Below are 26,564 nucleotides of genomic sequence, written 5' to 3'. Positions count from 1 at the left end.
GTGGCCAAACGCATCAGACTGTAAATCTGCTCCCGTACGGGTTCGGTGGTTCGAATCCATCATCCTCCACCAGTTTTTAGGGGCATAGTTTAAAGGTAGAACAACGGTCTCCAAAACCGTTGGTGTGGGTTCAATTCCTGCTGCCCCTGCCAATTAACTTTTAAGAACAAATTTGTATTATGGCGATCGTGGCGAAGTGGTTAACGCACCGGTTTGTGGATCCGGCATTCGGGGGTTCAATTCCCCTCGATCGCCCTTTTGTTTTTTGGGGATTAGCCAAGCGGTAAGGCAACGGACTTTGACTCCGTCATGCATAGGTTCAAATCCTATATCCCCAGCCATTATGCGGACGTGGCTCAGCGGTAGAGCATCGCCTTGCCAAGGCGAGGGTCGCGGGTTCGATTCCCGTCGTCCGCTCCAATATTTGCGCCCTTAGCTCAGCTGGATAGAGCGTTTGACTACGAATCAAAAGGCCGGGAGTTCGAATCTCTCAGGGCGCGCCATTATAACTTCATATGCCGGCGTGGCGGAATGGCAGACGCGCTCGACTCAAAATCGAGTGGGAAACCGTGGAGGTTCGAGTCCTCTCGCCGGTATTCAAGTAAGCAAGTAAAGCTCATTAGATGCAAAATCTAATGAGCTTTTTTTATTTGCAGATATTATTTGGATTATAGTTTGTAGAAGGAGAAGGAAATATTTTTGTTTATGTATTGACGCATACCACTAATAAGTATATTGTAGATATGTAAAGTCTTTTAATTGTCTTCGTTTAATCATGGATATTGAAGCTCCCTTAAATTCACATAAAGAAATGTTTAACCAAAAAGAAATTATTCTTTTTGAATTTTATATTTTATACAATAGAAATGGAGTGAAGTAACATGTCCGAAGAAAAACAGGTATCTACGCATTCTGATATTTTATTTGATTTTTCTGTATGGGAAGAGGCGTGGAGAAATCAGTCCACAACTTCAAAATACAATATGAAAAACGCAGCGTTTTATGCGACAGAAGCATTTGAACATTGGGCCAGAGAATATCATCAACAGTCGTTTACTGAAAAGGGAAAGCAGCGAACCGACCGCATCATAGGCTGGATTGAAAATCAGGGAGTGGATTTTAACGGTTTATCGATATTAGACATTGGAGCAGCGTCAGGCATCTTTACAATCCCTTTTGCAATCAAAGGAGCGACTGTTACAGCTGTAGAGCCATCAGAAGTGCTCAATTCATTAATGGAAGAAACAATTCCTCCATCCTTGCAATCCAGTATAGATATTGTGTCAGAACGGTTTGAGGAAATATCGATTCACGATAAGGGCTGGGAAAAGAAATATGACTTCGCATTTGCTTCCATGTGCCCGGCCATGTCAGATTGGGAAACAATTGAACAAGCAATCAGCACTGCTCGAAAGTATGTTTATATCAGCACAATGGCTGGGCCAAAAGAAGACACATTAGTAGATGAGCTTAAAGAGGTACTGGGTGTCTATCCGTCCTACAGTCAGGGGGACATGGTTTATATACAACAGCTGCTGTACCTGAAGGACTATTCCTACACCACCTTGATTACTAAAGAAACAAGTTATTTTGAGATGTCTGTGGAAGAAGTCGTCGTTAAGCTTCAGGAATGGCTAAGCACACACGAATTGCCAACGGATGAAGGTTCACTTGCCCTAGCTGAGCAATATATCAGAGACACGTATAAAGAGGGAGTGGTTGCATTCTCACGCGGAGGGAAGTTCGGTAAAATCCTGATTCAATTGGAGCAACCGAATATGAAAGTGGTACGTACCAAAGACCAGTAAAATATTTGAGCAGTATATGTAATTCTTATTTATTACATTCAATAGTAGTTGCAAGGGAGCCGTTATACAGGCTCCCTTTTGTATGATCATATATAGAACAACTTTCTAGGGTTAAATAATAGAGTTACATCTTTTAATAGATGGAAATTGATAGAACCGTCGGACTTCATCCTCAAAAGAGCTGCTTACTGCTTCATGGATACATTTGACTTCTGCTTACGTTCCCGGTATTGGCCGGGCGTAATCCCTTCCCATTTTCGAAAAGAACGGATAAAGTTCTGCGGGTTGTTATAACGAAGCCGTGCGGCGATATCCTTGACCGTTAACTCGCTTTCGTCGAGCCACTTTTTAGCCATAGTGAAGCGGTACTTCGTCAGATACTCACTGAATGCACAGCCTGTCTCCTTGCGGAACACACTACTTAGGTAGTTCGCATTGTAGTGAAGTCTGGATGCACATTCCTCCAACGTTAGATCTTTATCGTATTCTTGTTGAATCATGGCAATCATTTTCTCGGATATGTGCTGATATTGGGCGTACTGTCTTTCCTTCAAGATGAGAATGATCGGTATGATGATATGTTCTGTAAACCATTGCTCAACCTCAGCTGCGTACTGAAGACCATGAAGTTCATTGAAAATAGACCCATGGCCTTTGGAAATCTGCCCCAGTCGTATACCGGATTCCTGCATCATCTGTAAAATATGTGTTAACAATCGGGTAAGGGCTACCTGATATTCTTCCGGTGTGCATTCCAAGCCAAACAGCACTTCAAGCAACTGATGGAGATGAGAGAGGGCCAGGGCTTCATCGGCGTTTTGGATACTTTGAATCAGCGTATACTCCAGTGATTCGGGATAAGGTAGCGCCCAATGCGAAGTATGATTATCGATCGTCTCAAATTGAATGATGATGCCTGCCCCCAGCTTCATTCGATGTTTGAGCGCTTCAAGGGCCTCCGTATAAGCCTGCGGTATTTGAAATAGGGAGGTGTGGGGCTGACTAAAGCCAATGCTTACCTGAAGACTAAGGCTCTCACTGATCTGATGTTGGAGTTGTTCCGTTATCGTATACAGATGCTGTGAAAAACGAACACGATCTTGTTCAGCGGTACCGATGATTGTAACTACAGCCTGCTCATATACCACTGGAAGTAACTGTTGTTCCGCATGAATACTCTCCTCCAGTATATTCTGAACAGCAAACAGCAACAGATCACGATCCTTGGCATGATATTTGGTATGATTCACGAGATCGGCCTGGACTGTAATGACGGCTATTTGTTGCCACTCTTGAAGCTGTGAATCATAGCCATTGTCTATGAGCATGTCATGAAGAGTGGACGGTGCAATTTTGCCCAGAACCAGGTTAATTAGAAAATGAGTGCGGATCTGCAGCTTATATTGATTCAATTTGTTTTCAAGCTGGGATTGGGATACGGATAGCTGGGAAACGCCGGCTCTGATTTGCTCAAATTCATCCATATGAAGTGCAGACTTGATTTCAAGGCGATCTTTAGGTGAGCGTTTATCACCGAGTTGTATAAGAAGTTTGCGAATCGGAATATGCATTTGTTTTGAACCAATCCATGAGAGCAGCACTGAAAGCACTAACAAGGCAACACTGATATATATGGTGTGTAACCCAATCCGAACATACTCGTGAGTTAGAATATTCGTAGGCGAAATGAGAATATATGTCCACCCTTTTAGAGCAGAATGCGTATAGAACAGCGAGTAATGTGTATCTGCAATACGTACCTCCCGTTGGCCTGAAGAGGCAGCAAATCCACGTATGGATAACAGCTCACTAAAATTGGTTCCCGATTCGCTATCTTTTATTCCTGCTGCAGCCACTGGCTGACCTATATATTTGGGATCGGGATGGACCATGATCCGTTGTTCACGATTCAAAATGATGAGTCCGGCGGCAGCGTTGTCTGGAGAATCCTCTTCCAGTGGTTTTTGCAGTGTACATGCAGGAATTCCCGCAATCAGGGCAGCATCAGAAGCATTTACATTGGGTATCGATCTGGCAAGTGCAATATGGTAGATGCAGCCTGAATGCACTGCGCGTTCATTATTGTTAAACACGGATGAAGGTGTAAGCTGCCAACCGGACGTAAGTGTGTTCGATAACAAGTCTTTCATAGGCAAAGCCATTGGAAAATCAGCATTAAGGTAAAGGCCAGCATGATCGATAAGCCAATCCTGTGTCTGATTTACGAGTGTAATATCCATTAGAGGCTCCCATGATCTCATATTCTTGAATTCAGTCTGTAACTTCTCGGCAAACAAAGGACCGGTGCCTTGTACCGACGAAGAGGAGGACAGAGAATGGAGCGTGTCCGGTGACCGAACGGCCTGATCGAGCATATAGCTTATGGTTGCAAGTTTGTGCTCCACATTGGTTTGCATTTGGATTAACAGTTGTTTATTGGCTTGAGCACGATGCAGCTCCGTTTGTTTCGAAGAATACATAAAAGCGGTGACACCAGTCAACAGAATGGGCAGCGTACTTAACAGAATTCCGAAGACTATCATTTTATGTAGATAGCTGAATGATCGCACAGGTCCACTCCTGACTTTTGGATTAGTAACACTTCCTATTTTAGTAAACGCTTACATATATAATAATCTAAATTTTGTTTATTTGGATAAAAAAGTAATAAAAATCTTTGGGGAATTGAGATGAGGAATAAGGTTCAAAAATGTATTTCGGGTTTGTCTGATTTTTATGGAAGGTGTAATGGGAAACGTCAGTCGAGGAAGAACGTAGATAAGAGGTATAGACGTCATATTTATACGGGGTGAGACGGGTTCGAAGAAAGCTAATAAGAGATATCTAAGGCATTTATTCGGTACAGTAGTCGTTGGTCTGATCCAGGGACAGTCAAAGGTCTAACCTGGTCCCCGACCTGAGTCTAGGATGAAAAACCGTCCACGGTCTGTTTTGAAAAGCCGCAGTTTACCCTAGAATAAGGACATAAGGTTAAACAAGAAACAAACGAACTAACAAACACACAAATCAAAATTAATGAACCGAAAGGGTGGTGAACAATAATTATGAGATGGAATAAAGGAAATGGCTGGGCGATTGTACTGATCGCACTGGGTGCACTCCTCCTTTTCGGAAAGTTAACTCCTCTACTTGGACATTTAATGGGTTATCTCATTCCGATTCTGATGATTGCGCTTGGGTATTACGGAGTTAAACGAGGAAATGTACTGATTGGATGGATTGTTCTCTTCATCGGTATCCTCTCATTGCTGGGTAAACTGGCCTGGCTGATCGGACCGATCATCGCGATTGGGTTAATTATCTTCGGATTCTCCATGTTGAGTAATAATCGCAGTCGTCGTGGCCGTTACTAAGCTTTCACGATTATGAAAAGGAGGACAGAACAAAATGAGTGTATTTCGTCGAATGCGGGATATTACCGTAGCTAATTTGAATGAACATTTGGAGCAAAGTCAGGATCCAGTCAAACTGATTGATCAGTTTCTGGTCTCGACCCGCCAAGACATCGGTGAAGCCGAGAAGCTTCGTCATCAATATGCAACCCATACCAGACAAATGAAACAACAAGCGGATCAGGCAGCAGGTATGGTACACAAACGGGAAGAACAAGCTTCCATGGCTCTGAAAGCAGGCGAGGAGCATTTAGCTAAACTGGCTTTGCAGGAGAAAATCCTCCACGAGGAAAAAATGGAGCAATACAATGAATTGTATGCACAAAGCAATGCGGCCTTACAGGAGCTAGATGAACAGATCGACCAGCTGAAAGTGGAGTATCAGAATGTATACAGCAAGCGCCAATATTATTACGCTCGTATGCAGACGATCCAATTGCAGCAACGAATGAATCAGAGAGGTCATTACAACGGTCAGAATGTACCCCGTATGTTCAACCGACTGGACGACCAGGTTTCTGATCTCGAATATGAGGCACAAAGTCTCCGTGATTTACGGCGTATGAGTCAGGATGGGGCAGGAACTTCTGGCACTATGTCATCCTCTACGCTGGATAAAGAACTGGAGCGGCTGAAACAAAAGCTAAACAATGACAGAAAGGAGTAGACACATGAATAAACTTTACCGCTCATCGCGCAATCGGATGCTGACAGGTTTGATCGGCGGCATCTCTGAAAACCTTGGATTTAGTTCCACGCTGCTGCGTATCATTTTCTTCATCAGTATTTTCGCTACGGGGGGTACATCATTGCTGATCTACTTCATCGCTGCATTGGTAGTGCCAAAAGAATCCCATCACGCTGATCCATACACTTATGGTGCTGATCACGTAAGAGGATACAAGTAAACGAAAGGAGTAAGCACATGAGCAAATTATACCGCTCAACGCGTGACCGAATGATGACCGGCTTGATTGGCGGAATCTCTGAAGCCATCGGCATGGATTCTACGCTGCTACGGATCATCTTCGTCATCAGTATCTTCGTCACTGGCGGCACGTCGTTGTTAATCTACTTCATTGCGGCACTGGTGGTACCGAAAGAACCGTATCCACCTTATGATCCATACGGCCCGGGCCCCGGTCCTGGTAAAGGATACAACAACTATGATCATGAGCCGCCAAGAGGTCCTTTCCAAAACAACCGTAACCAAGGTCCTGGAAACTTCGGTCAGGGCCCAGGCTACAACAGCAGACCTCAGTCTGGCCCACGTTCTTACGACAATAACGCTTACGGAGCAGGGTCACAGCAAGAGAGTGAACTTGATTCCATGATGAAAGATATTGAGAAAAAAGCATTGAAAAAAGAAGTGGAAGAGCTTCGCCAAAAATTATCTCGTTACGAGAAGGGAGAAAAGTAAAATGGGAGTATTTAAACGGATTAAGGATATGACTAAAGCGTCGGTAAATGATATGTTGGATAAAGTGGAAGACCCGATTGTAATGTTGAACCAGTACTTGCGTGATATGGAGGCTGAAATTCATGAGGCAGAGGTAACCGTCGCCAAACAAATGGCGAACGAGCGTCGCATGAAACAACGTCTGGACGAAGCAGAGCGTACATCGGTACAACGTGAGTCTCAGGCAGAGGCTGCACTGGCTAATGGTCAGGAAGAAGTGGCACGTAAATTGCTGGAAGAGAAAATCTACTTCGATCAAAAAATCACGGAGTACAGAGAACTTCATGCACAGTCCGAAGCTCAAGCGAAAGATTTGCTGCAACAGCTGCATGACATGAAAGATGAGTTCTATAAAATGCGTAACAAACGTAATGAACTCGTATCCCGTGCACAAATGGCGAAAGCCAAAAAACAAATGTCTCAAATCAACAGCTTGCACTCCATTGAGAGTGGTGGCGCATCCCTTGGATTCCACCGCATGGAAGAGAAAATCATGCAAATGGAAGCAGAAGCTGATGTGATCCGCGCACCTTATCGTAATACACAATCTACGTACACCAATCCTGTTGATACTGAAAAACAATTCAAAGTGGATCAACAACTGCAAGCTCTAAAAAACAAAATCGGCAATGGTGCCAAGAATGAAACGGGCGGTACTTCAAAAGAATAACTGTTCGCTCAGCAGACAATATGATATTCTATAAATCGTGAATAAAGAACGGTTTCTAGAACAAAGGTTAAGCCATACAGGTGTTCAATACCTGATATGGCTTTTCCGTCGAATTGGGAAGATTAACTTACAGAGGAGGTGCGGCAGAGATGAATAAGAAGGGTCAATGGCTTGCCGTTGTAATCATTGTCATCGGCATGCTCATGTTACTGAACCGAAATATTAACCTGCTAACCGTCGCCGCACTGATTCTGTTAACGATAGGTATGGTACAAGTTCGAAAGGGTGACACACACAAAGGCTATCGATGTCTGGGTATTGGAGCCGCTCTGCTGCTGCTCGATAATCTAATGATTGTATTTTTGATGGTACTCGCTTCACTGGCCTATTTTTATTCCAAAAATAAAAAGATTCATCTGCATGGGAATGTCATGCGCAAACAAAATTTTATGGCTCGTTACTATTGGGATCAGACACCTTGGACATTGCGAAGCATGAGTCTATGGCATGCCTTGGGTGAAGTTAATGCCGATTTGTCCCTCTCCATTCCGGAAGAAAAACAAACGATTGTACTTTTGCAAGGTGTTATGGGAAATGTTCGTCTGACGCTTCCTGAAGATTATGGTGTTGAGATTGAGGCGACGGTACTTTTTGGGCGGATAAGTGTGAATGGCGAACAGGATAGTGGCATGATGAACAAATTGGTATGGAGAACTCCTGGATATGAGTCCAGTGAACATAAAGCAAAATTTGTCATTTCTTATATTGTTGGCGACCTAAACATCAGTAATCCGTAATAAGTTAAATAGGTGAAGAAGGAGGAGACCCGGATGAAGACAAAACGACATACCGACATGGTAACCCGAAGTATGGGTGAAGGGATCCTCCTTGTTTTCATTGTGCTCGTTGTAATCTTGTATGTATTGTATACATATGGTTATCTTGCCCCGTTTGCAGGGTGGAGGCATCTGATTCAATCGGGCCTGGCATTGCTGCTGCTCTTGATCGGTATGGGTGCGGCCTTCGGATTCTATCAGAGTTATCGGGTCAAACGAAGGCTTGAACTGTTGCGAGAGACGCTGCTGCAATGGGAAAAGGGATCACTCTCACGTACTGTGCCGGACCTCGGCATTGATGATGTCGGCCGATTAAGTGAACAGCTTGGACGAATCGGCAAAAAGTGGGAAGATCAGGTCTCTTCTCTGCAAAGGCTGTCTACCAATAATGCGCAGCTGGCTGAACAGGCCAGAATAACGGCCATTGTGGAGGAACGGCAGCGGCTGGCACGGGAGTTGCATGATGCGGTATCGCAGCAGCTGTTCGCAATTTCAATGACCGCAACAGCGGTTGGACGCAGAATGGAAAAGGATTTTGCACGTGCCCAGCGGCAGGTGGCCCTGATTGAAGAGATGGCGTCAGTAGCCCAGTCCGAGATGCGAGCGTTGCTGTTGCATTTGCGACCTGTCTATCTGGAGGGTAAACATCTCGAGCAAGGTTTGCGTGATCTGGTGATGGAGTTAAAAACAAAAGTACCTATGGATATCGTGCTCGAAATGGATGAAGAGATTCATTTGATCAAAGGCATTGAAAATCATCTGTTCCGTATTATTCAGGAAGCGATGTCCAATACATTACGTCATGCAAAGGCGGAAAAGATGGAAATTCGGATTCAGCGCCGGATGGATGCCATTCGGGTACTGATTCGTGATGATGGTCAGGGATTTGATCTCGACGATCAGAAACAGGCTTCCTATGGTCTGACCAATATGCGTGAACGTGTAACTGAAATTGGCGGAGCCATTCAATTTGTAACGGCGCCGGGCAAAGGAACACGAATTGAGATTACAATACCTTTGATGAACGATGAAAGCGAGGAAGAACATGTCAATGGAGATGGGAATAGAGACGGAAGCGGAAACGTCGATCAAAGTGTTGCTCGTGGATGATCATGAGATGGTACGCATTGGCCTCGCTGCGGTACTGGATACCGAAGATGGTATTGAAGTGGTGGGGGAAGCTGGCAGCGGTGAGGAAGGTATCCGACTGGCACAGGAGTATAAACCTGATGTAGTCCTGATGGATCTTGTGATGGAAGGAATGGACGGGATTGAAGCCACCCGGCAGCTGCTCAAAATGTATCCGGAATGCAAGGTCATTGTGCTGACCAGTTATTTGGATGATGAAAAAATGTATCCGGTCATTGAGGCAGGAGCGTTCAGCTATCTGCTGAAAACATCCAGAGCCAATGAGGTAGCAGATGCGATCCGTGCTGCAGCTCGGGGGCAGTCGGTTCTGGAGTCACAAGTGGCTTCCAAAATGATGAATCGTTTCCGACAGCCACAGGCAGCCACACCTGCTCATGAGGAATTGACTGATCGGGAGATGGATGTACTCCGGTTGGTAGCCAAAGGTAAGTCAAACCAGGACATCGCAGATGATCTGATTATTGGAATCAAGACGGTCAAGTTCCATGTGACGAACATACTTGCCAAACTTGGCGTGGATGACCGTACACAGGCAGCCATTTATGCATATAAGAATGGACTTGCGGAGTAGAACGTGAAGTGCTCATTTTAAGCATGCTCCATTGGATATTAGAGTAGTTCAGGGAACGAAGTGAACCGAGGGAAATCGCATGCGGAAGCGTTGTTCTACCCATGCTTTGTTATTAGAGGTCCGATCAGCCAGGAAAGAGGGTTGATGGGGCTTTTTTTGTGTGTCAAAAAGAAGTTTAGCAAATGAGGAATGGGGGCATGCTGTTGATAGATTCATAGAATGCAAGAAAGAGTGGAGGAGTCGAATGTTAAATCGATGGATGACGGCAGGCATATTGGCATTGGCAATCATTATACTTGTAGGTATGACTCATGTGTACGCTGAAAAGACGGAATCCGAAGCAGACAAGCTGGAGCAATTGATAAAGACCGCAGATACAGCCATTGATCATGTGGAGCGTCTAGTCATTAAATGGCAAGGAGAAGGCCATGGAGACGCAAAAGAGCAAGCGGAGCTGCTCGCTTACCGGGTGGGCTTGCAACAGCCTGAACGCGTTCTTCAGACAGGGCATGATGTGTATCGCAGTGAGCGGGTTGCTGATGCGCATCAGGCAGGCATTCTGGTCAATGTTGTCGTTACAGGGGAAAACGAATATTACGCAATCGTTCAGTTATCAGGCAATGAATATACAGACCAGCGTTTATTGACAGCATTACATGAACAGGTATCCCAGTTGCTTACAGACTCAGGAATGAAGGCAGCATGGAATTTCGCTGTACAGGGCACAGGGGTAACGGTAAGTGACGCCAGCGGTCAAGTGCAGCTTATCGAGGAACAGCTGTCTGGAGGTATGGACATGCGAGCGTTAGAACGTTATACGGATAACAGCACTGCCAGCGTATCTTATGAGGCATCCGATCTGCCCATAGCGATCAGGAGTGGTTCGCATCACTTGAACATGCAGCTTGCGGTTCACCAGGATGATGAGCAAGGAATTAATCGAGTTACAGTAGGTTTCCCGGTAATCACGATTGAATATTAATACCATATTAAAGCGAATTTATAAGCTTGATCATGAATTTTTATAGTTGAATTTTCCATGAATAGTGGAAAAATATTGACAACATTTCTCGGGAAAATTAGTGCAAGCCTGCGGGCTTTATGCTAAAATGGCATCACATCAAGAAGGAAATTTGCTGGTAATTGACGGTTGTATGTTGCGTATATAACACCATTACATAGCTCGGGGAGAGTGTGGAGATGTCTTCCCGGAAAGAAAGAGGAGCCCATGGTCGAAAAACAAATGCAAGATGAAGTGCAGACACCAGGTGCAGTATTTTTCATTTTTGGAGCAACGGGTGATTTGGCCCGCCGGAAGCTGTTTCCGGCAATCTACAGTCTCTACCGCGAAGGCAAGTTAGCCGAAGACTTTGCGGTTATTGGCGTAGCACGTCGTCCGAGGTCACCAGAAGAATTCCGGGAAGACATCTATGAATCCATTAAAGAGTTCTGTCGCTATCCAGCGGGGGAACCTGAGGAATGGAATGCTTTTGTCGAACATTTTGAGTATAAATCACTAGATATCAAGAACGTGGACGGGTTCAAAGAATTGCGTGAGCAGACTGAGCGTCTGGAAGCGAAGTTTAATACACCGGGTAACCGCCTGTTCTATCTGGCGCTGGCACCTGAGTTGTTCGGTAGCGTCTCATATAGTTTACGTGATGGCGGAATGCTGGAGAGCCACGGATGGAATCGACTTGTGATTGAGAAACCATTTGGATATGATCTGCAATCTGCAGAGCATCTGAATGAGCAGATCCGTGAAGTGTTCCGTGAGGAAGAGATTTATCGGATTGACCACTATCTGGGCAAGGAAATGGTGCAGAATATCGAAGTGATACGCTTTGGAAATGCCTTTTTCGAGCCGCTTTGGAACAATAAACATATTGCCAATGTTCAGATTACCCTGGGTGAGACGGTTGGTGTGGAAGAGCGCGGTGGGTACTACGATCACTCGGGTGCATTGCGCGATATGGGACAGAACCATATGCTGCAGATGCTGACGATGATTGCTATGGAGCCGCCAAGTCGTCTGTTCCCGGAAGATATCCGTGATGAGAAGGTTAAGGTATTGCGTTCTCTGCGTGCGTTCACCTCAAATGAAGAAGTAAGCACTAACGTTGTGCGCGGGCAGTATACCGAAGGGGAGTATCGCGGAAAGCAGCTTCCCGGTTATCGTCAGGAGGACAAGGTTGATCCGGAATCCAATACGGAAACGTACTTTGCCGCACGTGTATTTGTGGATAATTTCCGCTGGGCCGGTGTGCCATTCTATATTCGGACAGGCAAGCGTCTGCCGGTGAAAACGACGGAGATCGTGGTTGAATTCAAATCCATGCCGAGCAACGTCTATCTGGGCAAAAAGTACAAGCTGGAGCCGAATTTGCTCGTGATTCGGGTAAATCCGATGGAAGGCATTTATATTAAAATCAATGCCAAGAAGCCGGGTTCGGATTCCGAGATTCAGCCGCTTGCAATGGACTTCTGTCAGAGCTGCATGATTGGAATCAACTCGCCGGAGGCGTATGAACGTCTACTGCATGATGCAGCAGAAGGAGACTCCACTTATTTTACCCGTTGGGATGAAGTTGCTACAGCATGGTCCTTCGTTGACCGGATCGCGGCGGCTTGGGCAGAGAACCACGGAGAGCTGCACACGTATCCAGCAGGTACGTGGGGGCCAGAAGCGACTGGAAAACTGCTCGAGCAGGACGGGTTCCACTGGTGGCCGGTGAACGGTCAGGACGAGGACAGCGTCGTCTGGCAAGTGAACAATTAAATGCTGAGTTAAGGCTTGGGAAGGACGCGGATAAGCGAACTTTCCAGGCTTTTTTTGTGACGGAGAAATGAGAGTGTAAAAAGGATAAAATAATTAAAATTAAGTTGTTGACAAAAAGTAAGTATATAACTTATACTCAACAAAGAGATAAAGAAATTACGCAAAGACATACGAAACCCGATGAATCCATCGGCTAAGTACATCATTCATGAGATAAAGTGTGAACCAGGTGCAGGGGTTACGAACTACATCATGAAGAAAAAAATTTAGCATAATATCTTTAATCTAAGAATACTATTTTGTATATATTGAATGGAGGAAAAGAAAATGTTGGATGTAGGATTGTTGTTGATTCGTTTGGTGATTGGATTGTCGTTCATGGCGCACGGGGCTCAGAAACTGTTTGGATGGTTCGGGGGATACGGCATCAAGGGAACAGGTGGATGGTTTGAATCGATGGGGATGAAGCCCGGCGCATTGGTAGCACTGCTGGCAGGTTTGGCTGAATTCGGCGGTGGATTGCTGTTGGCTCTGGGTCTGCTTACACCGGTAGGCGGCATTCTGATTGCTCTGACTATGGTCATTGCCATTGTGAAGGTTCATGGTGCGAATGGATACTGGTCCACACAGAACGGATTTGAATATAACCTCGCAATTCTGGTAATTGGTGTAGCACTGGCTTTGACAGGTGGAGGACAATACGCGCTGGACGCATTAATTTTCTAAGAGTGAGAAGCGAAATGAATAATGAGTACCTGGATGCCATAATGATGGCGGAAGGGTGCTCTTTTTTTGCAATCGGAAAAGAGAAGAATCTGCTGTACGTAATCGGTTATTTTCGGTAAAGATTATGGTACAATAGGAAAGTTGGATTATAATTCAGGTCTACGGCATGAATGAAAGCACAATGCTTAGGGAGGATGAACTCCGTTGTAAATGTGTAAAATTAACATAGGATGCTAAATGCCTAGTGAGCGAAATGCGAAATGTACAATCAACCGGCATAGCCGGATTGCATAAAGATTGAATGGCAGACCGGCCTCGCCGGATTAACGTGAATGAACGGACGAAAGGGATAGAATCTATGAGCAAAGCTGCAGATAACCTTCTTCAACAGGAAGTGGACAAACGCCGGACGTTTGCCATTATCTCTCACCCGGATGCGGGTAAAACGACATTGACCGAGAAACTGTTGCTGTTCGGGGGCGCGATTCGCCTTGCCGGTACAGTAAAAGCTCGGAAAGCAAGCAAACATGCAACAAGTGACTGGATGGAAATTGAGAAACAGCGGGGGATCTCGGTAACATCTTCCGTTATGCAGTTTGATTACCTGGGTCATCGCATCAATATCTTGGATACACCGGGTCACCAAGACTTTAGTGAAGATACGTATCGTACACTGACGGCTGCCGATAGTGCGGTCATGTTGATTGACGTGGCAAAAGGCGTCGAGGCGCAAACGATCAAATTGTTCCAGGTTTGTGCGAAGCGCGGTATTCCGATCTTTACATTCATCAACAAGCTGGACCGTGAAGGACAAAGTCCATTTGATCTGATGGAAGAACTCGAAAACGTACTGGGGATTCGCTCCGTACCGATGAACTGGCCGATTGGTACAGGTCGTGAGCTATGTGGTGTGTATGACCGGATGAAAAGTCAGGTGGAGTTGTTCCAAGGGGACGATCACTCGACGATTAAAGTTCAAAAGGTAGAAGGTTACGAAGATCCGATCATTCGTGAGATGGCAGGAGATTATCTGCATGATCAACTGTGTCAGGACCTGGAGCTTCTGGATGTTGCAGGAGACCAGTTCGACATGGAGAAGGTACAGCGCGGTGAACTGACACCTGTATTCTTCGGTAGTGCGATCAATAACTTCGGCGTGCAGACGTTCCTAGAGAACTTCCTGCAACTCGCACCGAAGCCGGAACCACGTCGCAGCACAGCGGGTGAGATTGAGCCGACGAATGAGAAATTCAGTGGTTACGTCTTCAAAATCCAGGCAAACATGAACCCGGCACACCGGGATCGTATCGCATTCCTGCGGATCGTATCCGGTAAGTTCCAACGCGGTATGAGCGTGAAGCATAATCGTGTGGGCAAAGAGATCAAGCTGTCTCAGCCACAGCAATTCTTGGCGCAGGACCGGGATATTGTAGAAGAGGCTTACGCAGGGGATATTATTGGTCTATTCGATCCGGGTATTTTCCGGATAGGCGATTCATTGAGCCAAGGCAGCGAGGTTATTTTCGACGAATTGCCTACGTTCTCACCTGAGATTTTTGCCAAAGTTACCGTTAAAAATGCATTGAAGCATAAGCAATACCAAAAAGGGATTGACCAGTTGACCGAAGAAGGTACGATTCAGGTGTTCAATACGGTGAGCTTCGACGAGACATTGCTCGGCGTAGTCGGTCAGCTGCAATTCGAGGTATTTGAATACCGGATGAAAGGCGAATACGGGGTAGACGTGCAGTTACAGCGCATGCCTTATCAATTCGCTCGCTGGATCGTGGACGAGAATCTGGACCCAAGTAAATTCCGGATCAACTCCGCTCTTGTGAAAGATAAAAAGGGGAACTATGTTGTACTGTTCGAAAATGAATACGCGATGAGAACCGCAATGGACAAAAATCCGACAGCGAAATTCCTGGAGACAGCTCCATAAGCCGATTTTTCCTACAATACTAAAGACAGCAGAAGAAAATGACCTAAATTCCTGATTAGAGGGGGTTAGGTCATTTTTGTCGTTCAATTTTAGCTCTATGTATTTTTCAGGTTTCACGTGCCTGGACTACGACACTGCACAAAGAAAGGCCGCTGATTCACTTGAATTAAGTAAAGAATTTGCAGAATATGCCGGAGGAGTACAGGCCCCACTCCCAACAGAAAACTACAGCAGAACGTACAATCGAAGCGAGGACGCGTTTATACTGACTACGGATCAACAGAAATCACTGTTATCTGATCTGCAAAGTTACCTGACTTCATCGGGCGCTTCAGCAGCAACAGATGACATTGCTGGCAGCACGGTGAACCCGTTGGTTTCAATATCTGACTTGTTATCCAGTCAGGATCTCTCAGCAGCAACGGAAGAGGATATATCCGATCTATTTGATCAGGTAGCTGAAATGCTCCAAAGTCAACGTCCTGAACCTCCACCCGCAAATGATTCGTTGCGTTCGGATCGCAATGGAACACCTCCAATGATGCAAGCTATGGGTGGGATTATGCCGCCATTTGCATGGAATATTCAAGACACTGCTAACGAGGAAAATCAAGATAGCACATTGAACAATGAGCTTACTGTGGATGAACAGAAGTCTTTGCTGCGTGAGTTGCAAAATCTTATTTCCAGCGTCGGATCAGGATCAGCATCTTCGGGTGAGGATGAAGAAAATGATCTGATTTCTGCACTTAAGAACGTATGGGGAAATACGGACGCCACCACTGCAGGAGATGAAGAAATAACGGCATTGTTTGATAAAATCGCTAAATTTTTTAATTGAACATCTTTTTCCAGCGGCGACTGATTTTCTTAGGAGCATCAGACATATACAAACAAGGTACAGCTTCCTGAGTTTTGCTCAGTGGCTGTACCTTGTTTGGGTTAGGGGAGCCTAATTAGCCTAAGGGGATTAACTACCTTGCTCTTGGAGCAGGGTATGATCCAGACCAATGAGACAAAAGCTTTCTTTTGCAGACAGAACAACGTGATGATGGTACCTTTCCCTCCAAGGCTTCAATTAACTGATGGGTTGAACGGGAATGGTGTGCAGATGCTCCTGCGCGATTTGGATTAATTCTTCCTGCTTCGCAGGTTCTGTGTTCTTCCAGATCATTTCGAAAATGGCACCAAGTCCGGGTAATGCTGCTTCCGGTCCATCTACAGAACCTTCGATCATCTCCCTGAGCTGATCATCACTTTTGTCATGAACCTTATGAACAATCGCTTCACGCAGGCTTAATGTAATTGGCATCGCAAGTCCCTCCTCGTATATTCGGCTGCTCTAATACTGTTCCCTAGGAAGCGTGAGCGCATTCAAGTTTATTGGGCTTTGTGGTATACTACGAAGGATATTTAAGTGAATATTCACCCCCTTAATTGAAAAGAGACTAACAATAGATGCGTAATGCTGAAGTGCAGCGGGAGGTTAGACCCTAATGGCAAAGAAACAATATGCCGTAATTGGCATGGGACGGTTTGGTTCAAGTGTAGCCAATGCGCTGAGCGGTATGGGATTCGACGTACTGGCAATTGATGCGGACGAGCAGCGGACACAGGAAATGTCCAATGTGGTGACACATGCCGTATCGGCAGATTCAACGGATGAAGAAGCGCTGCGAGCGCTGGGCATACGGAATTTTGATGTCGTCGTTGTGGCGATCGGTGAAGATATTCAGTCGAGTATTCTTACGACCCTTATTCTGAAGGATATGGGTGTGCCTGTTCTGATCGTAAAAGCACAAAATGAGCTTCATGGTAAAGTATTGCAGAAGATTGGTGCGGACAAGGTCATTTACCCTGAGCGGGATATGGGACTGCGTGTAGCCCATCATCTGACATCTCCCAATATTCTTGATTACATTGAGTTATCTGAGGATTACAGCATTCTGGAGATGAGAGCGTCCGAGCAAATGATTGGTAAAAATCTGCTGGAGCTCAATATTCGTGCACGTTTTGGATGTAACGTAATGGCGATTCGCAGTGGGAATTCGATGAATATCTCTCCGTATGCCGAGGATCGGATCGAGGATGGGGATGTACTGATTATCGTTGGTCATAAGGACCATTTGACGAAAATGGAGCTGGCATATCCAAAGTGATAAGTAACTTGATGGGATGATGGAGCATTCTTTGGGCGGAAAATTTTAATTCGTCATGTACTGTTGATAAAAAATCCCGCAGACGGGAAGGATGGAAAGATGGATATTGTATCACCGCAAAATACACGTGTGAAGGAATGGGCACAGCTGCTGGAGAAAAAGCATCGTACCCGTCAACATAAATATATTATTGAAGGCATTCATCTCGTACAGGAAGCGCTGCGTGCCGGGGCAGATCTGGAATGTGTCGTTTACGATGGGGCGCAGGGTGTACCCAAGGAACTGGCTGGACTGGAGGCTCCACTTCAGCGTGTGGAATGGGTCAGTGTATCTCCTGCGGTTATTGCCAAGTGTACGGATACGATGACACCCCAACCTGTTTTTGCCGTTGTACATAAAGGTCGTGAGCCGCTGCAAAACTTGTTGTCTTCCTCCAAGGGGCTGGTCGTGGTATTGGACAATGTTCAGGACCCCGGTAATGTAGGGACGATCATTCGCAGTGCGGATGCAGCAGGAGCGGCAGGTGTAGTGCTCGGTGCGGGTTGTGCCGATGTCTATAATCCGAAAACGATTCGTTCGACGATGGGGTCATTGTTCCATTTACCAATCGTAGAAGGTCCGTTGGAATCGTTGCTGCCTGAAGCAAAGGCTGCGGGTGTAAAGTTGGTTAGTACGTCTTTGCAGGCAGAGTATTCGTGCTACAGTTATGACTTTACACAATCAGTGTGGCTAGTGATCGGTAATGAGGGCAAGGGCATATCGGACTCCACAGCACGGCTGGTGGATGATGCGATTACGATTCCGATGCAGGGAAAGGCTGAGTCGCTTAATGCCGCGATGGCGGCCACGATTTTGTTGTTCGAGGCGATGAGGCAGCGGATGGTTTAAACATTAAATAATTCCTGTCCTGTGGTTTATATCATCAATTGAGACTAGTTATATTATCGATTGAGACAGCTTATAACATCAAAATGAGACTGGGAAAATGTCGTAAAGCCAGTAATGGCGGTATTTATATACAATAATGCATCGTAGGTCTAACATCTACTGATTTAATTTGTCTTGATTTTGCGTTAAAAATGGATTAGGCATTTATTATACGATGATGTGAGATAAACAACCTCGGGTCAAACTTAATAATCTTTTGCTAACTTGAACAGTCCTAATATTCATCTCTTAGGGCTGTTTTTTTTGTTTTATTACTTTTTGGGATAGAAGGTGGAACAAATGACGACTATAGGAGAAAAGTTAAAATATATTAGGAAATTGAACAAACTCAATCAAACTGAATTCTCACAGATGATCGGTGTTTCACAAGGAGCATTAAGTGAGCTAGAAAAAGATAAATACAAACCGTCAGTGGATACTGTAATCGCATTAAGAAAGAAATTTAATATTGATTTGGAGTGGTTTATGTTTGAGAATGATTCAAATAAAAGTAAACAAATTTTTAGTGTCCAGCTGGATGATTTCGAATCAAGATTTATAGCAGATCTTAGAAAGTTAAATAAGAAGGATAAAGAAGAGTTAGAAGGTATTTTAAATTTAAAACTAAAGTGACAGCATGAGATCTGAAATCGATTTGTTTATAATAACCAGAGTGAAAGATCGAAATCCAAAGTTCACCATAAATTCTATCTAAAATTAGACGGAAGGACACTGCTTAATGATTACTCAGAGTTGTGGAATTAAAGGTTGTGGTGGATCTTCGGGAAGAAGCAACAGAGTTGGTCGTATCCAGTAGATTATGTGAAGTAGGTAAAGGTTCCGCTTGATGACGATACGAAAGAACATGAAGCCGAGCTTTTCAAAAAAGTAATTGATGAGGTTGTTTGAACGTATAACGCCGCTAAGTAAGTTGCCTTTCACTGTGGAGGAGGCAAATGTAGAACGAGAACCGTTGCAGCCGGGTTATTGTTAGAGCTAGGGTGGGAAAGTAGGTTTGAGGATGCCGAAATAAAGGCAAAAAGCATTAGCAGTATCATCAATATTAAACCCATGCAAAAGGAATTATTAAAGAAAATATACTAAGACAAGGGTTTTAACCGTTAAGCTAAGGGGAACATTAGTTCAATACATTCAGGAAGGCAGCTGACAAAATATAAGCTGCTGCCCTTTTTATGTTCAGAATATTTCAGTTTGAATTATAAATCGAAAGAAACGAAATTTTGACCTCGTTGAAACGGCACAATCTCATCAAAAGGCTGCTGATGCCCTTTGAAAGATACGAGAGGAATATATTTCTGTACTTAGATTTTGAATTGCTAGAAGCCCAAGAATTAAGAAAGCTAAGAGATGATCTTCAGAATAGAACTGCAGAAATATATGCTCAGTCAACAAAAACAGATGCTAAGAGTTATAAACAAGCGCAGAAATCATTGAAAACAGAAAAAGAACAGACATTTTCTGAAAAGGAAATCGATTTGATGCTTCCTAATTCTTTAAGAAGAGAGAATAGAATGAGTTAATTTTTATTAAAGGTTGCTTATATCATTTTCTCAATAAAAGACCTTCTTTTAGAAGGTCTTTTATTAGAATTGTTTGAAAGCATTCTAGTATCTCAGGTCATAACTTTGGTATACCTGAACGTGAACGCCTCTACTTTACCATACCACGCTAAATGCTGCTATACAGTGGTGAAAGGTAGAAATAAACTCAAAGAAGAGAAGAACAGCTTTGGACTATATCGTCCTGACACCTTGGATAATTATGGGTTGTAAAAGCTGAGGCAGATATCTGAAAGATGATTCTCATTTTTGAACTAAAAATGAGGTTAACTGCTCCCATCTCAGTTTAAGGTCTATCTATTTTACCTAAGGCTTCTAATAATTCCTCCGTCCTTGAAGGACTTTGATTGTCAATCTTAGAAATCAGTTCTGCAATCATTTTTCTAAGTTGTTGAATGTTTGTTGCAAGGTATCCGTCCATTTGAGCACCAGAATTTTCATAATAACGACCGTTCTCAAGGTTTTTCAGTTTATAGCCGATATCATTAATTTCTCGGTCGTATTTTTCAATTATTCCTAACGATTCACTCATACCCTTTACCTCCTTAGTTTTATATTTAGGTTCCAAATTACATCAATTCGACAACAATTTACAAAGTCCTTTTCCACGATAGTGCTAGATCATGTTTAAATAATCTAAGCATGTTGACCAATCCTATTAATTAAGTTACGAGAAACGATATGTACTGAGTTTAAAGAAAGCAGCTGATCATGATCGGCTGCTTGTTTCATTTGCAAATGTGTTTTTGGCAGGAAGAGTTGTATCTTGATGTTAGGCTCAAGCTCATACAGTACTCATTTTGCCGCTAAAGAGAAGTTGAATTTATGTGTAACCCTGCGGGACCTAAAGACGTAAAAGCCTTTGATATTGTCCAGTTATCTAATGAACTTAAATAAATGGTCTAGAATTATTTATCGTTGCATAAAACGAATTGAAGCAACAATTAGATTTGCTTGCTAACAATTTACAACTTGTCATTTCGAGTTCTCAAGAAGCTCTCAAATCGCGAGTTAAACTATATGAGAATTTAGCTGAACTGTACAAAAAAATCCAGCTTAAGACAGTGGCACTGTTTTCGTTAGGCTAACGGGAAAAGATAACTTAAAGATCATAAATGTTAAACAAGTCAACTTTAATCTACGTTTTTAAAATTATTGAAGCTTCTATTGAGCCTTTTGGACTATTAAGATAGAATTGGAATATCGTAGAAGTTTAGTTTTACATACAGAATATGGACTATAACATGAAAAAGGATGTGATTAGAAAATGTATTTTATGGATACTCCATACTTCATAGAAGGTAACGGTAGTCTTAGACAGCCACAGCTCGAGGCCTACTTGAAAATCCAGGCTCATTTTAGTAATGGTGCCAATGAAGAAGCTTTAGTTGTGCTCCCCACAGGCACAGGAAAAAGTGGTCTAATTGCTATTGCACCATTCGGAATTTGTAAGGGGAGAGTACTAATAATAACGCCTGGACACGTTACGAAGAAAAGCATAGCCAAGACTATTGAAACGTTAGATGAAAATTTTTGGATCAACTCTAATGTATTATTCAATATTGAAGATAACCCCACGCTTATCTCTTTTGAAAATGATGTATTAGATAGTGAACTTAACAGTGCAGACATTATATATACTAACGTTCAGAGAATTAGCTCGACTAATGGTCTACTGAGCCGTGTTGCTCCTAATCATTTTGATATGATTATAGTTGATGAGGCGCACCATGCAGCTGCAGAATCTTGGACAAGAGCAATTGAATATTTTCCAGAAGCTAAAGTTTTGCATGTAACAGGTACGCCTTATCGAGGTGATGGTGTAATTGTTCCGGGGAAAAGAATACATGAAACGAAATTGTCAGAGGTTATGGAAAAACGTTATGTAAAATGGTTACGTAACAAAACAGTTCAATCTGAGGAAATTAATTTTTATCTAGCAGATGGAACCATTCTATCTTTAGATGAAGCCAAGCAACTTAGGGATAGCGCGTGGGTTCAAAAATCAGTTGCTATGTCTGATTCATGTTCTTTAGAGATTATTAGAAGAAGTATAGAAGAACTAAATATTCTAAAAGGGCTTTCTCCTCAGGTGCCTCACAAAATTATGGCATCCGCGTGTAGTATCAAACACGCTCAACAAGTAGAGGCGCTATATAGAGATGAGGGCCTAAAGGCCGTTCTTATTCATAGTAAACAGACTCCTGAGGAACAAGATCGCAAGTTTAAAGAGATTGAGCAGCATAAAGTTGATGTAGTTGTAAACGTAGATATGATGGGTGAAGGATATGATCATAAATATTTAACTGTCGCAGCTTTGTTCAGGCCGTACAAGAGTCTGAACAGATTCGCACAAGTGATTGGTCGTGTCTTACGAGCTATTCCAGATGAGGAAATTACAAAATATGAAATCGACAATAATGCTCTAGTAATATATCATGAAGAATTAGGTTTAGAGGAATTGTGGAGTTATTTTAAGCAAGAACTTGAGGATATAGGAAAGTACAGAAAGGTTAGAGAAATTGAACCTACTGACTATGATTTTGATCATCGGGAAACGATTTATGGTGAAGTAAGGTTAGGTGGAAATACTTCTGCAGCGATTGATTCATTTAGTCAAATAATCAATTTTCAAGTAGAGTTTGAAAAAGCAAAAAATTCAATTGATGAAGAAAAAGAAACTAAACGAAAACAGTTGCAAGAAATAGGACTTGATGATGAAATTATTGAAGAAACTTTAGCAAATCTAACACGAAAAAATATGAGGGCGAAAACAGATGAGTTCAGCCATCTGTATAATGAGAAAAGGCCTCTGGAACGTCGGAAAATGATTCGAAAACTCCTTACTGAAAAGGTTCAGCTAACTGCGATTGTGGCTCTTGAGAAGAGTGGAATTGAGGCGAAGGACAATCAACTCTTTGGGAAAATGGGCAAATTTCTACCAAGTTATGTGAAACCTAATACTAAAAATGATGGTGTGCTCGTTATTTTTATGAATACTAAGATAAAAAAACGTTTTGCAGGAAGAGATATAATGGAAATTGAAGATTTAATCAATGCTCAGACTTACTTGGAGGATGAGTTGAGAGCAGAAGTGGAGAGGATTTTGAATGGAATATCTTAATGAGTTAAACAAAATGGTAGAGGAATTAATTGTCTTAGATTTGAATTCAGGAATTACACCAATCGAATTAGCTTCAAATATTTATGAGGAAGGATACTCCGAAGTACGGATATCAAAAAGATTTGGCCTTATAGAGTGTAGTGTGTTTTTTTATGATACGGAGTATTTTTCTGACAAAAAGTTGAAGTACGAATACCAATATAGTTATGACATTGAAAATGTCCTTCAAGAAATTGTACAGATTCAAAGAAAGAAACGTACTCTTCTTTGGTCAAGGAAGGAAGAAAGAAGTAAGCTTATCACTAATATTCTTGAATTTGCAAAAGATGCAAACGTTAATCTTGAAAATTTCTTATCCTTGGATAATATTAAACGACTCCAATCGCAGACCGGTAGTTAATGGAGCTACGTACTACCATACGCGACACAAAAGACTGCAAGGTATTAGTAGCTTTTTTGTGTCGTTAGTTTTTTTACAGAAAAAAGAATTTCGTTTAAGAGGGAATCGAAATGAGACAAAAACTGTTTGAGTATTACAAAGAAAATGCATCGACACATGCGCTTATATTTAGGCATATGCAATGGTTTCGTAGGTTGTTTTTGATAATGTTGTTTTTTAATGTAACATTGGTCTGCGTAGTTGCTGTAGGTTCGTTTCTAACTGATTTTATTTCGAGTATGTTGATGTGGCTCCTGACAACCATGAGTTTTATTGTATTTTTAAAAATGAATAGAGTGTTCGATATAAAAGCAATGAAAGTACTTAAGAAGCATAATTCGATTAATTCAAGTCCACAAACCTGGAGTGAACACCTCACTGATATACGGATTACTAGGGTTACGGAATATTTATTGGAACATGATATGTATCAGAAATGGAAGATAGAGAGGTTGATTTTAGATTTTCAAAAAGATAATGAACGTGGGAAAATACCGCCTTTAATAGCACCGAGTATCATACTTGCTATATCTATCCCTAACTTAACTCAATTATGTTTTCAAATATATACTTATTTTAATTTAGAAGGGAATTCACCCTATTATATTTTAAATATGAGTTATCCAAAAGTTACGCTAAATATTCTTATATTTCTTGTTATCCTTATTGTTTCTCTTTTCATTGTTGGGATTTTTTCTATATTGAATAAAATGTATAGTTTCATACAACGCCAAATTGTTGATAACCACGCTCCCAAACGTAGTGGTTTAACAGAAACATTAGAAAATATTTTATATCGCTTACATGACAAGAACTCTAGTTAGACTCAAGTAGTTGAAGCGTATTGGTGGCTACATAGATAACATGGAGTCCTAGTTCTTTAGTACAATTATAAATCAATATTTTATCAGACAAGAGTCTTGAGAGGAATTGAAAGTAGAATGGCGCACATAATTGTGCAGGAGAGATTTTTTTAGGCAAGCTATTACAGTGAAAGCCCCAGTCTCATAACTTTGAGAATGGGCTTTTTATTTTGTGTAAACTGATTACTTTTTCATATGTAAAACTTGTTGTCTCAGTCTGTTCTTGTTCTTCTAATTGTGCTTTTATGGTAACGTTATACTGAGCTTATTCCTCATGATTCTTGTTTGTGCAGTCAAGATTTGATTATAGATATCCGACTGAGAACCTTCCCTATTATTTACCATTTTTCCATACCATTTGAAGTTGAAAAGCGATTTCATCGATTAATCCTTCTGAACCAACCTTCTTTTACCGCAGAAATCCTTTTGTCTATTTTCAGGTGGACGCAGCAGATGCCTTGCATCCTGCATTACAAGTTATATCGGATTAAATCAAACAAAAAGCAGAAACAATTCACTTCACAGGCGTTGGGTTGGCACTGTGTTCTTCAGGAGACTTCGCTGCTTAGGGCATAGGCAAAGCTTACATTACGCAACTCAGCCTTTAATTTGGCTGAAGAACTTAAAGCCTCAAGGTTTTTTCAGTACGGCCATTATGGTGGAAGTAGTTCGAGGATCTCATTTTGCACCTGAATAAATTGAAGAAAAGGATTCAGGGCTATATGAAAAACGTGAAGAGCATGAAGTGGTGTATAGTGTAAAACACATTCTCTCCAATAAAACTTTTGTGGTTTTAATGTGTAGTTATTCCAAGAAACGTTCGGCTGAAGTGGGCGATGACAATACGCACTCAAGTTTTTCGACTAGAGTAGAGCTGCATTTGCACATGAAAATGTATTGTGTTATCCTTTGGGTAAATTGTTATCATTCTTCATACCCGAGGTCAGGAAGAAGTTTCGATTTAAGGGTTTTCTACTTTTCATGAAGAAATTCAAGAACTGCTTACCATATTAAATTATTCTTTTGAGGGGAATTAAAATGAGTAAAACCAATAAAGAGTTTATTAAACAAAAGCAAGTTGGTGACCTCTCGAAAGTGAGAATCATGGCTCCTTCGGCAGATGGTGGTCCTGATCGCGAAGTAACCGTTGTTTACGAACGGAAGGCAAACTACGGTATGCCATCATTCCTCAAAGTTAAATAAACGAATTTTAATGAAAAGCGAGCGCTTAAATGCTGGCTTTTTTCTATATATTTGATAATTAAAGAAGAATGTATCAAATCATTTTAGAAATAGAATCCTCTCAGAAAAAAAACTGCTCTTGAAAAACTTCGACTTTTCTCTGAAATCACTGCTCTATTTAGGCGATAATAAAAAATAAATTCATCCGACAATTTTTCACAAACCACCTTTCCTCTCTTCATATAGATGTGACCCTTATTTCCCCTCGTTTCTTTGGAAGAAGCAAGGAATGCCATTTCTAAAATATAAACGCAAGACCACAAGGAAGGTCGAGAAGTATATCCCGACATTATAAAAGCTCAAGACAAAACTTAGTGTAGGACTCTTTCAAGTTTTTCATTCTGTTCAGTCTATGTTTCTATTATATTTGTGCAACGCCTGTTGAACCTTGTGCTTTGGTTGAGAAGATTCTTTTTTTACTTTTGATCCTCAGCTGTAGAAGATACTATCTCTATCGTAAATAAAATTCGCTATTTACGAAGATTATCCTTTACAGGATAAACATACTAATGGTAGACTATGGGTGCAGTGAAAGTGTTAGTAGACTTATCTATCAAACACAGGTCAACTCCCATACATTGGAGTGCTATTCGTTATTCACTCGAGGAATATGACTCTATCATATTCTACCCTATGAGGGCATGCATGTAGGCTTGGCCGCACGGCTGAGCATCTTGATGCGCCAAACTCATTACACCGCGCGCCAGGAGATGCACGCGGTGCGAAAGGAATTAGGTGGGCGTTCTTCTGGCACCAACTTCTTCTCGGGAGGGAACTAAGATAACTAAACTCCTTAGTTCCGGAAGGAGCTGCATATGCAGAATAAATCACTGTCCAAGAAGAATCTCTCAATCGGAAAACGTTCAAGGAGATCACG

Annotated in this window: 25 protein-coding genes and 6 tRNA genes; 28 read left to right on the top strand and 3 right to left on the bottom strand. The window is 42.4% G+C overall.

What is annotated here, in order from left to right:
* The first annotated feature begins 78 nt into the window (after positions 1–78).
* From QP794_RS19350 to QP794_RS19320, 7 genes are all read left to right on the top strand, one after another.
* Positions 79–152, top strand: a tRNA-Trp gene (locus QP794_RS19350).
* Positions 153–182: 30 nt separating this feature from the next.
* Positions 183–255, top strand: a tRNA-His gene (locus tag QP794_RS19345).
* Between the two features lie 11 nt (positions 256–266).
* Positions 267–341: transfer RNA gene (locus QP794_RS19340), tRNA-Gln, on the top strand.
* Between the two features lie 4 nt (positions 342–345).
* A tRNA-Gly gene (locus QP794_RS19335) sits at positions 346–420 on the top strand.
* Positions 421–426: 6 nt separating this feature from the next.
* Positions 427–503 (top strand) — tRNA-Arg (locus tag QP794_RS19330).
* Positions 504–517: 14 nt separating this feature from the next.
* A tRNA-Leu gene (locus tag QP794_RS19325) sits at positions 518–596 on the top strand.
* Between the two features lie 285 nt (positions 597–881).
* Positions 882–1,808 (top strand): class I SAM-dependent methyltransferase, encoded by a 927-nt coding sequence (locus tag QP794_RS19320; RefSeq protein ID WP_285078517.1) that lies wholly within the window; start codon positions 882–884, stop codon positions 1,806–1,808.
* Between the two features lie 185 nt (positions 1,809–1,993).
* Here QP794_RS19320 and QP794_RS19315 read toward each other — a convergent pair whose 3' ends face one another.
* A complete protein-coding gene (locus QP794_RS19315; protein ID WP_285078516.1) occupies positions 1,994–4,351 on the bottom strand; it encodes a helix-turn-helix domain-containing protein in 2,358 nt (785 codons plus the stop codon).
* Positions 4,352–4,873: 522 nt separating this feature from the next.
* Here QP794_RS19315 and QP794_RS19310 point away from each other — a divergent pair.
* The 13 genes from QP794_RS19310 (at position 4,874) to QP794_RS19250 (ending at position 16,194) form a co-directional block, all read left to right on the top strand.
* The gene (locus tag QP794_RS19310) at positions 4,874–5,182 is read left to right on the top strand and encodes a LiaF transmembrane domain-containing protein (RefSeq protein ID WP_079348972.1); all 309 of its coding nucleotides are present in this window, start codon (positions 4,874–4,876) and stop codon (positions 5,180–5,182) included.
* Positions 5,183–5,216: 34 nt separating this feature from the next.
* The gene (locus tag QP794_RS19305) at positions 5,217–5,888 is read left to right on the top strand and encodes a PspA/IM30 family protein (RefSeq protein WP_024634155.1); all 672 of its coding nucleotides are present in this window, start codon (positions 5,217–5,219) and stop codon (positions 5,886–5,888) included.
* 4 nt (positions 5,889–5,892) lie between these two features.
* Positions 5,893–6,129: a PspC domain-containing protein gene (locus QP794_RS19300; protein WP_024634154.1), complete on the top strand. Its 237-nt coding sequence runs from the start codon at positions 5,893–5,895 to the stop codon at positions 6,127–6,129.
* 17 nt (positions 6,130–6,146) lie between these two features.
* A complete protein-coding gene (locus QP794_RS19295) occupies positions 6,147–6,641 on the top strand; it encodes a PspC domain-containing protein (protein WP_285078515.1) in 495 nt (164 codons plus the stop codon).
* A gap of 1 nt (position 6,642) precedes the next feature.
* Positions 6,643–7,350, top strand: coding sequence for a PspA/IM30 family protein (locus QP794_RS19290; protein ID WP_024634152.1), 708 nt, complete (start codon positions 6,643–6,645; stop codon positions 7,348–7,350).
* Between the two features lie 149 nt (positions 7,351–7,499).
* On the top strand, positions 7,500–8,147 hold the full coding sequence (liaF, locus tag QP794_RS19285; protein ID WP_024634151.1) for a cell wall-active antibiotics response protein LiaF: 648 nt from the start codon (positions 7,500–7,502) through the stop codon (positions 8,145–8,147).
* A 33-nt stretch (positions 8,148–8,180) separates the two neighbouring features.
* Positions 8,181–9,296 (top strand): sensor histidine kinase, encoded by a 1,116-nt coding sequence (locus QP794_RS19280; RefSeq protein WP_024634150.1) that lies wholly within the window; start codon positions 8,181–8,183, stop codon positions 9,294–9,296.
* Complete coding sequence (locus QP794_RS19275; protein ID WP_173405263.1) at positions 9,238–9,906, top strand: response regulator transcription factor; 669 nt, start codon at positions 9,238–9,240, stop codon at positions 9,904–9,906. Before QP794_RS19280 ends, QP794_RS19275 begins: the two co-directional genes overlap by 59 nt.
* Positions 9,907–10,150: 244 nt before the next feature.
* Positions 10,151–10,888 (top strand): YwmB family TATA-box binding protein, encoded by a 738-nt coding sequence (locus QP794_RS19270; RefSeq protein WP_285078514.1) that lies wholly within the window; start codon positions 10,151–10,153, stop codon positions 10,886–10,888.
* A gap of 246 nt (positions 10,889–11,134) precedes the next feature.
* The gene (gene zwf, locus QP794_RS19265; RefSeq protein ID WP_285078513.1) at positions 11,135–12,685 is read left to right on the top strand and encodes a glucose-6-phosphate dehydrogenase; all 1,551 of its coding nucleotides are present in this window, start codon (positions 11,135–11,137) and stop codon (positions 12,683–12,685) included.
* A 327-nt stretch (positions 12,686–13,012) separates the two neighbouring features.
* On the top strand, positions 13,013–13,411 hold the full coding sequence (locus tag QP794_RS19260) for a DoxX family protein (protein WP_024634146.1): 399 nt from the start codon (positions 13,013–13,015) through the stop codon (positions 13,409–13,411).
* Between the two features lie 358 nt (positions 13,412–13,769).
* Positions 13,770–15,353, top strand: a complete 1,584-nt coding sequence (locus tag QP794_RS19255) for a peptide chain release factor 3 (RefSeq protein ID WP_079348967.1) — start codon at positions 13,770–13,772, stop codon at positions 15,351–15,353.
* A 97-nt stretch (positions 15,354–15,450) separates the two neighbouring features.
* On the top strand, positions 15,451–16,194 hold the full coding sequence (locus QP794_RS19250; protein ID WP_285078512.1) for a hypothetical protein: 744 nt from the start codon (positions 15,451–15,453) through the stop codon (positions 16,192–16,194).
* Positions 16,195–16,431: 237 nt separating this feature from the next.
* Here QP794_RS19250 and sspI read toward each other — a convergent pair whose 3' ends face one another.
* A complete protein-coding gene (sspI, locus tag QP794_RS19245) occupies positions 16,432–16,665 on the bottom strand; it encodes a small acid-soluble spore protein SspI (protein ID WP_024634144.1) in 234 nt (77 codons plus the stop codon).
* Between the two features lie 184 nt (positions 16,666–16,849).
* Between sspI and QP794_RS19240 the strand changes: the two genes are divergently transcribed.
* The 4 genes from QP794_RS19240 to QP794_RS19225 all read left to right on the top strand — a co-directional run bounded on the left by QP794_RS19240 (position 16,850) and on the right by QP794_RS19225 (position 19,980).
* Entirely contained in the window at positions 16,850–17,512 is a 663-nt protein-coding gene (locus QP794_RS19240) for a potassium channel family protein (protein WP_192270703.1), read from the top strand.
* A 99-nt stretch (positions 17,513–17,611) separates the two neighbouring features.
* Complete coding sequence (locus QP794_RS19235) at positions 17,612–18,400, top strand: TrmH family RNA methyltransferase (RefSeq protein WP_285078511.1); 789 nt, start codon at positions 17,612–17,614, stop codon at positions 18,398–18,400.
* Between the two features lie 339 nt (positions 18,401–18,739).
* A complete protein-coding gene (locus tag QP794_RS19230) occupies positions 18,740–19,072 on the top strand; it encodes a helix-turn-helix domain-containing protein (protein WP_285078510.1) in 333 nt (110 codons plus the stop codon).
* Positions 19,073–19,773: 701 nt separating this feature from the next.
* Positions 19,774–19,980 carry a hypothetical protein gene (locus QP794_RS19225; RefSeq protein ID WP_285078509.1) on the top strand — a complete coding sequence of 69 codons (207 nt, stop codon included), beginning with the start codon at positions 19,774–19,776 and terminating at the stop codon, positions 19,978–19,980.
* A gap of 325 nt (positions 19,981–20,305) precedes the next feature.
* On the opposite strand, the gene QP794_RS19220 is transcribed toward QP794_RS19225, so the two are convergent.
* Positions 20,306–20,551, bottom strand: a complete 246-nt coding sequence (locus tag QP794_RS19220) for a hypothetical protein (protein ID WP_285078508.1) — start codon at positions 20,549–20,551, stop codon at positions 20,306–20,308.
* Between the two features lie 735 nt (positions 20,552–21,286).
* Between QP794_RS19220 and QP794_RS19215 the strand changes: the two genes are divergently transcribed.
* The 4 genes from QP794_RS19215 (at position 21,287) to QP794_RS19200 (ending at position 25,648) form a co-directional block, all read left to right on the top strand.
* Positions 21,287–23,143 carry a DEAD/DEAH box helicase gene (locus QP794_RS19215; RefSeq protein ID WP_285078507.1) on the top strand — a complete coding sequence of 619 codons (1,857 nt, stop codon included), beginning with the start codon at positions 21,287–21,289 and terminating at the stop codon, positions 23,141–23,143.
* A complete protein-coding gene (locus tag QP794_RS19210; protein WP_285078506.1) occupies positions 23,130–23,543 on the top strand; it encodes a hypothetical protein in 414 nt (137 codons plus the stop codon). The genes QP794_RS19215 and QP794_RS19210 overlap by 14 nt, the downstream gene beginning before the upstream one ends.
* Before the next feature lie 110 nt (positions 23,544–23,653).
* Positions 23,654–24,406 (top strand): hypothetical protein, encoded by a 753-nt coding sequence (locus QP794_RS19205; RefSeq protein ID WP_285078505.1) that lies wholly within the window; start codon positions 23,654–23,656, stop codon positions 24,404–24,406.
* Positions 24,407–25,483: 1,077 nt separating this feature from the next.
* Entirely contained in the window at positions 25,484–25,648 is a 165-nt protein-coding gene (locus tag QP794_RS19200) for a hypothetical protein (protein WP_285078504.1), read from the top strand.
* Positions 25,649–26,564: the final 916 nt, after the last annotated feature.

Origin of the sequence: Paenibacillus sp. UMB7766-LJ446, assembly GCF_030226665.1 — a bacterium.
Classification (GTDB): Bacteria; Bacillota; Bacilli; order Paenibacillales; family Paenibacillaceae; genus Paenibacillus; species Paenibacillus vandeheii.
Note: the sequence above shows the minus strand (reverse complement) of the source record. Positions and strands in the feature narration are given on the sequence as shown.

Coding starts and splice junctions, on each gene's coding strand:
- QP794_RS19320 (WP_285078517.1), top strand. CDS start 882: ATGTCCGAAGAAAAACAGGTATCTACGCATTCTGATATTTTATTTGAT.
- QP794_RS19315 (WP_285078516.1), bottom strand. CDS start 4,351: ATGATAGTCTTCGGAATTCTGTTAAGTACGCTGCCCATTCTGTTGACT.
- QP794_RS19310 (WP_079348972.1), top strand. CDS start 4,874: ATGAGATGGAATAAAGGAAATGGCTGGGCGATTGTACTGATCGCACTG.
- QP794_RS19305 (WP_024634155.1), top strand. CDS start 5,217: ATGAGTGTATTTCGTCGAATGCGGGATATTACCGTAGCTAATTTGAAT.
- QP794_RS19300 (WP_024634154.1), top strand. CDS start 5,893: ATGAATAAACTTTACCGCTCATCGCGCAATCGGATGCTGACAGGTTTG.
- QP794_RS19295 (WP_285078515.1), top strand. CDS start 6,147: ATGAGCAAATTATACCGCTCAACGCGTGACCGAATGATGACCGGCTTG.
- QP794_RS19290 (WP_024634152.1), top strand. CDS start 6,643: ATGGGAGTATTTAAACGGATTAAGGATATGACTAAAGCGTCGGTAAAT.
- liaF (WP_024634151.1), top strand. CDS start 7,500: ATGAATAAGAAGGGTCAATGGCTTGCCGTTGTAATCATTGTCATCGGC.
- QP794_RS19280 (WP_024634150.1), top strand. CDS start 8,181: ATGAAGACAAAACGACATACCGACATGGTAACCCGAAGTATGGGTGAA.
- QP794_RS19275 (WP_173405263.1), top strand. CDS start 9,238: ATGGAGATGGGAATAGAGACGGAAGCGGAAACGTCGATCAAAGTGTTG.
- QP794_RS19270 (WP_285078514.1), top strand. CDS start 10,151: ATGTTAAATCGATGGATGACGGCAGGCATATTGGCATTGGCAATCATT.
- zwf (WP_285078513.1), top strand. CDS start 11,135: ATGGTCGAAAAACAAATGCAAGATGAAGTGCAGACACCAGGTGCAGTA.
- QP794_RS19260 (WP_024634146.1), top strand. CDS start 13,013: ATGTTGGATGTAGGATTGTTGTTGATTCGTTTGGTGATTGGATTGTCG.
- QP794_RS19255 (WP_079348967.1), top strand. CDS start 13,770: ATGAGCAAAGCTGCAGATAACCTTCTTCAACAGGAAGTGGACAAACGC.
- QP794_RS19250 (WP_285078512.1), top strand. CDS start 15,451: ATGTATTTTTCAGGTTTCACGTGCCTGGACTACGACACTGCACAAAGA.
- sspI (WP_024634144.1), bottom strand. CDS start 16,665: ATGCCAATTACATTAAGCCTGCGTGAAGCGATTGTTCATAAGGTTCAT.
- QP794_RS19240 (WP_192270703.1), top strand. CDS start 16,850: ATGGCAAAGAAACAATATGCCGTAATTGGCATGGGACGGTTTGGTTCA.
- QP794_RS19235 (WP_285078511.1), top strand. CDS start 17,612: ATGGATATTGTATCACCGCAAAATACACGTGTGAAGGAATGGGCACAG.
- QP794_RS19230 (WP_285078510.1), top strand. CDS start 18,740: ATGACGACTATAGGAGAAAAGTTAAAATATATTAGGAAATTGAACAAA.
- QP794_RS19220 (WP_285078508.1), bottom strand. CDS start 20,551: ATGAGTGAATCGTTAGGAATAATTGAAAAATACGACCGAGAAATTAAT.
- QP794_RS19215 (WP_285078507.1), top strand. CDS start 21,287: ATGTATTTTATGGATACTCCATACTTCATAGAAGGTAACGGTAGTCTT.
- QP794_RS19210 (WP_285078506.1), top strand. CDS start 23,130: ATGGAATATCTTAATGAGTTAAACAAAATGGTAGAGGAATTAATTGTC.
- QP794_RS19205 (WP_285078505.1), top strand. CDS start 23,654: ATGAGACAAAAACTGTTTGAGTATTACAAAGAAAATGCATCGACACAT.
- QP794_RS19200 (WP_285078504.1), top strand. CDS start 25,484: ATGAGTAAAACCAATAAAGAGTTTATTAAACAAAAGCAAGTTGGTGAC.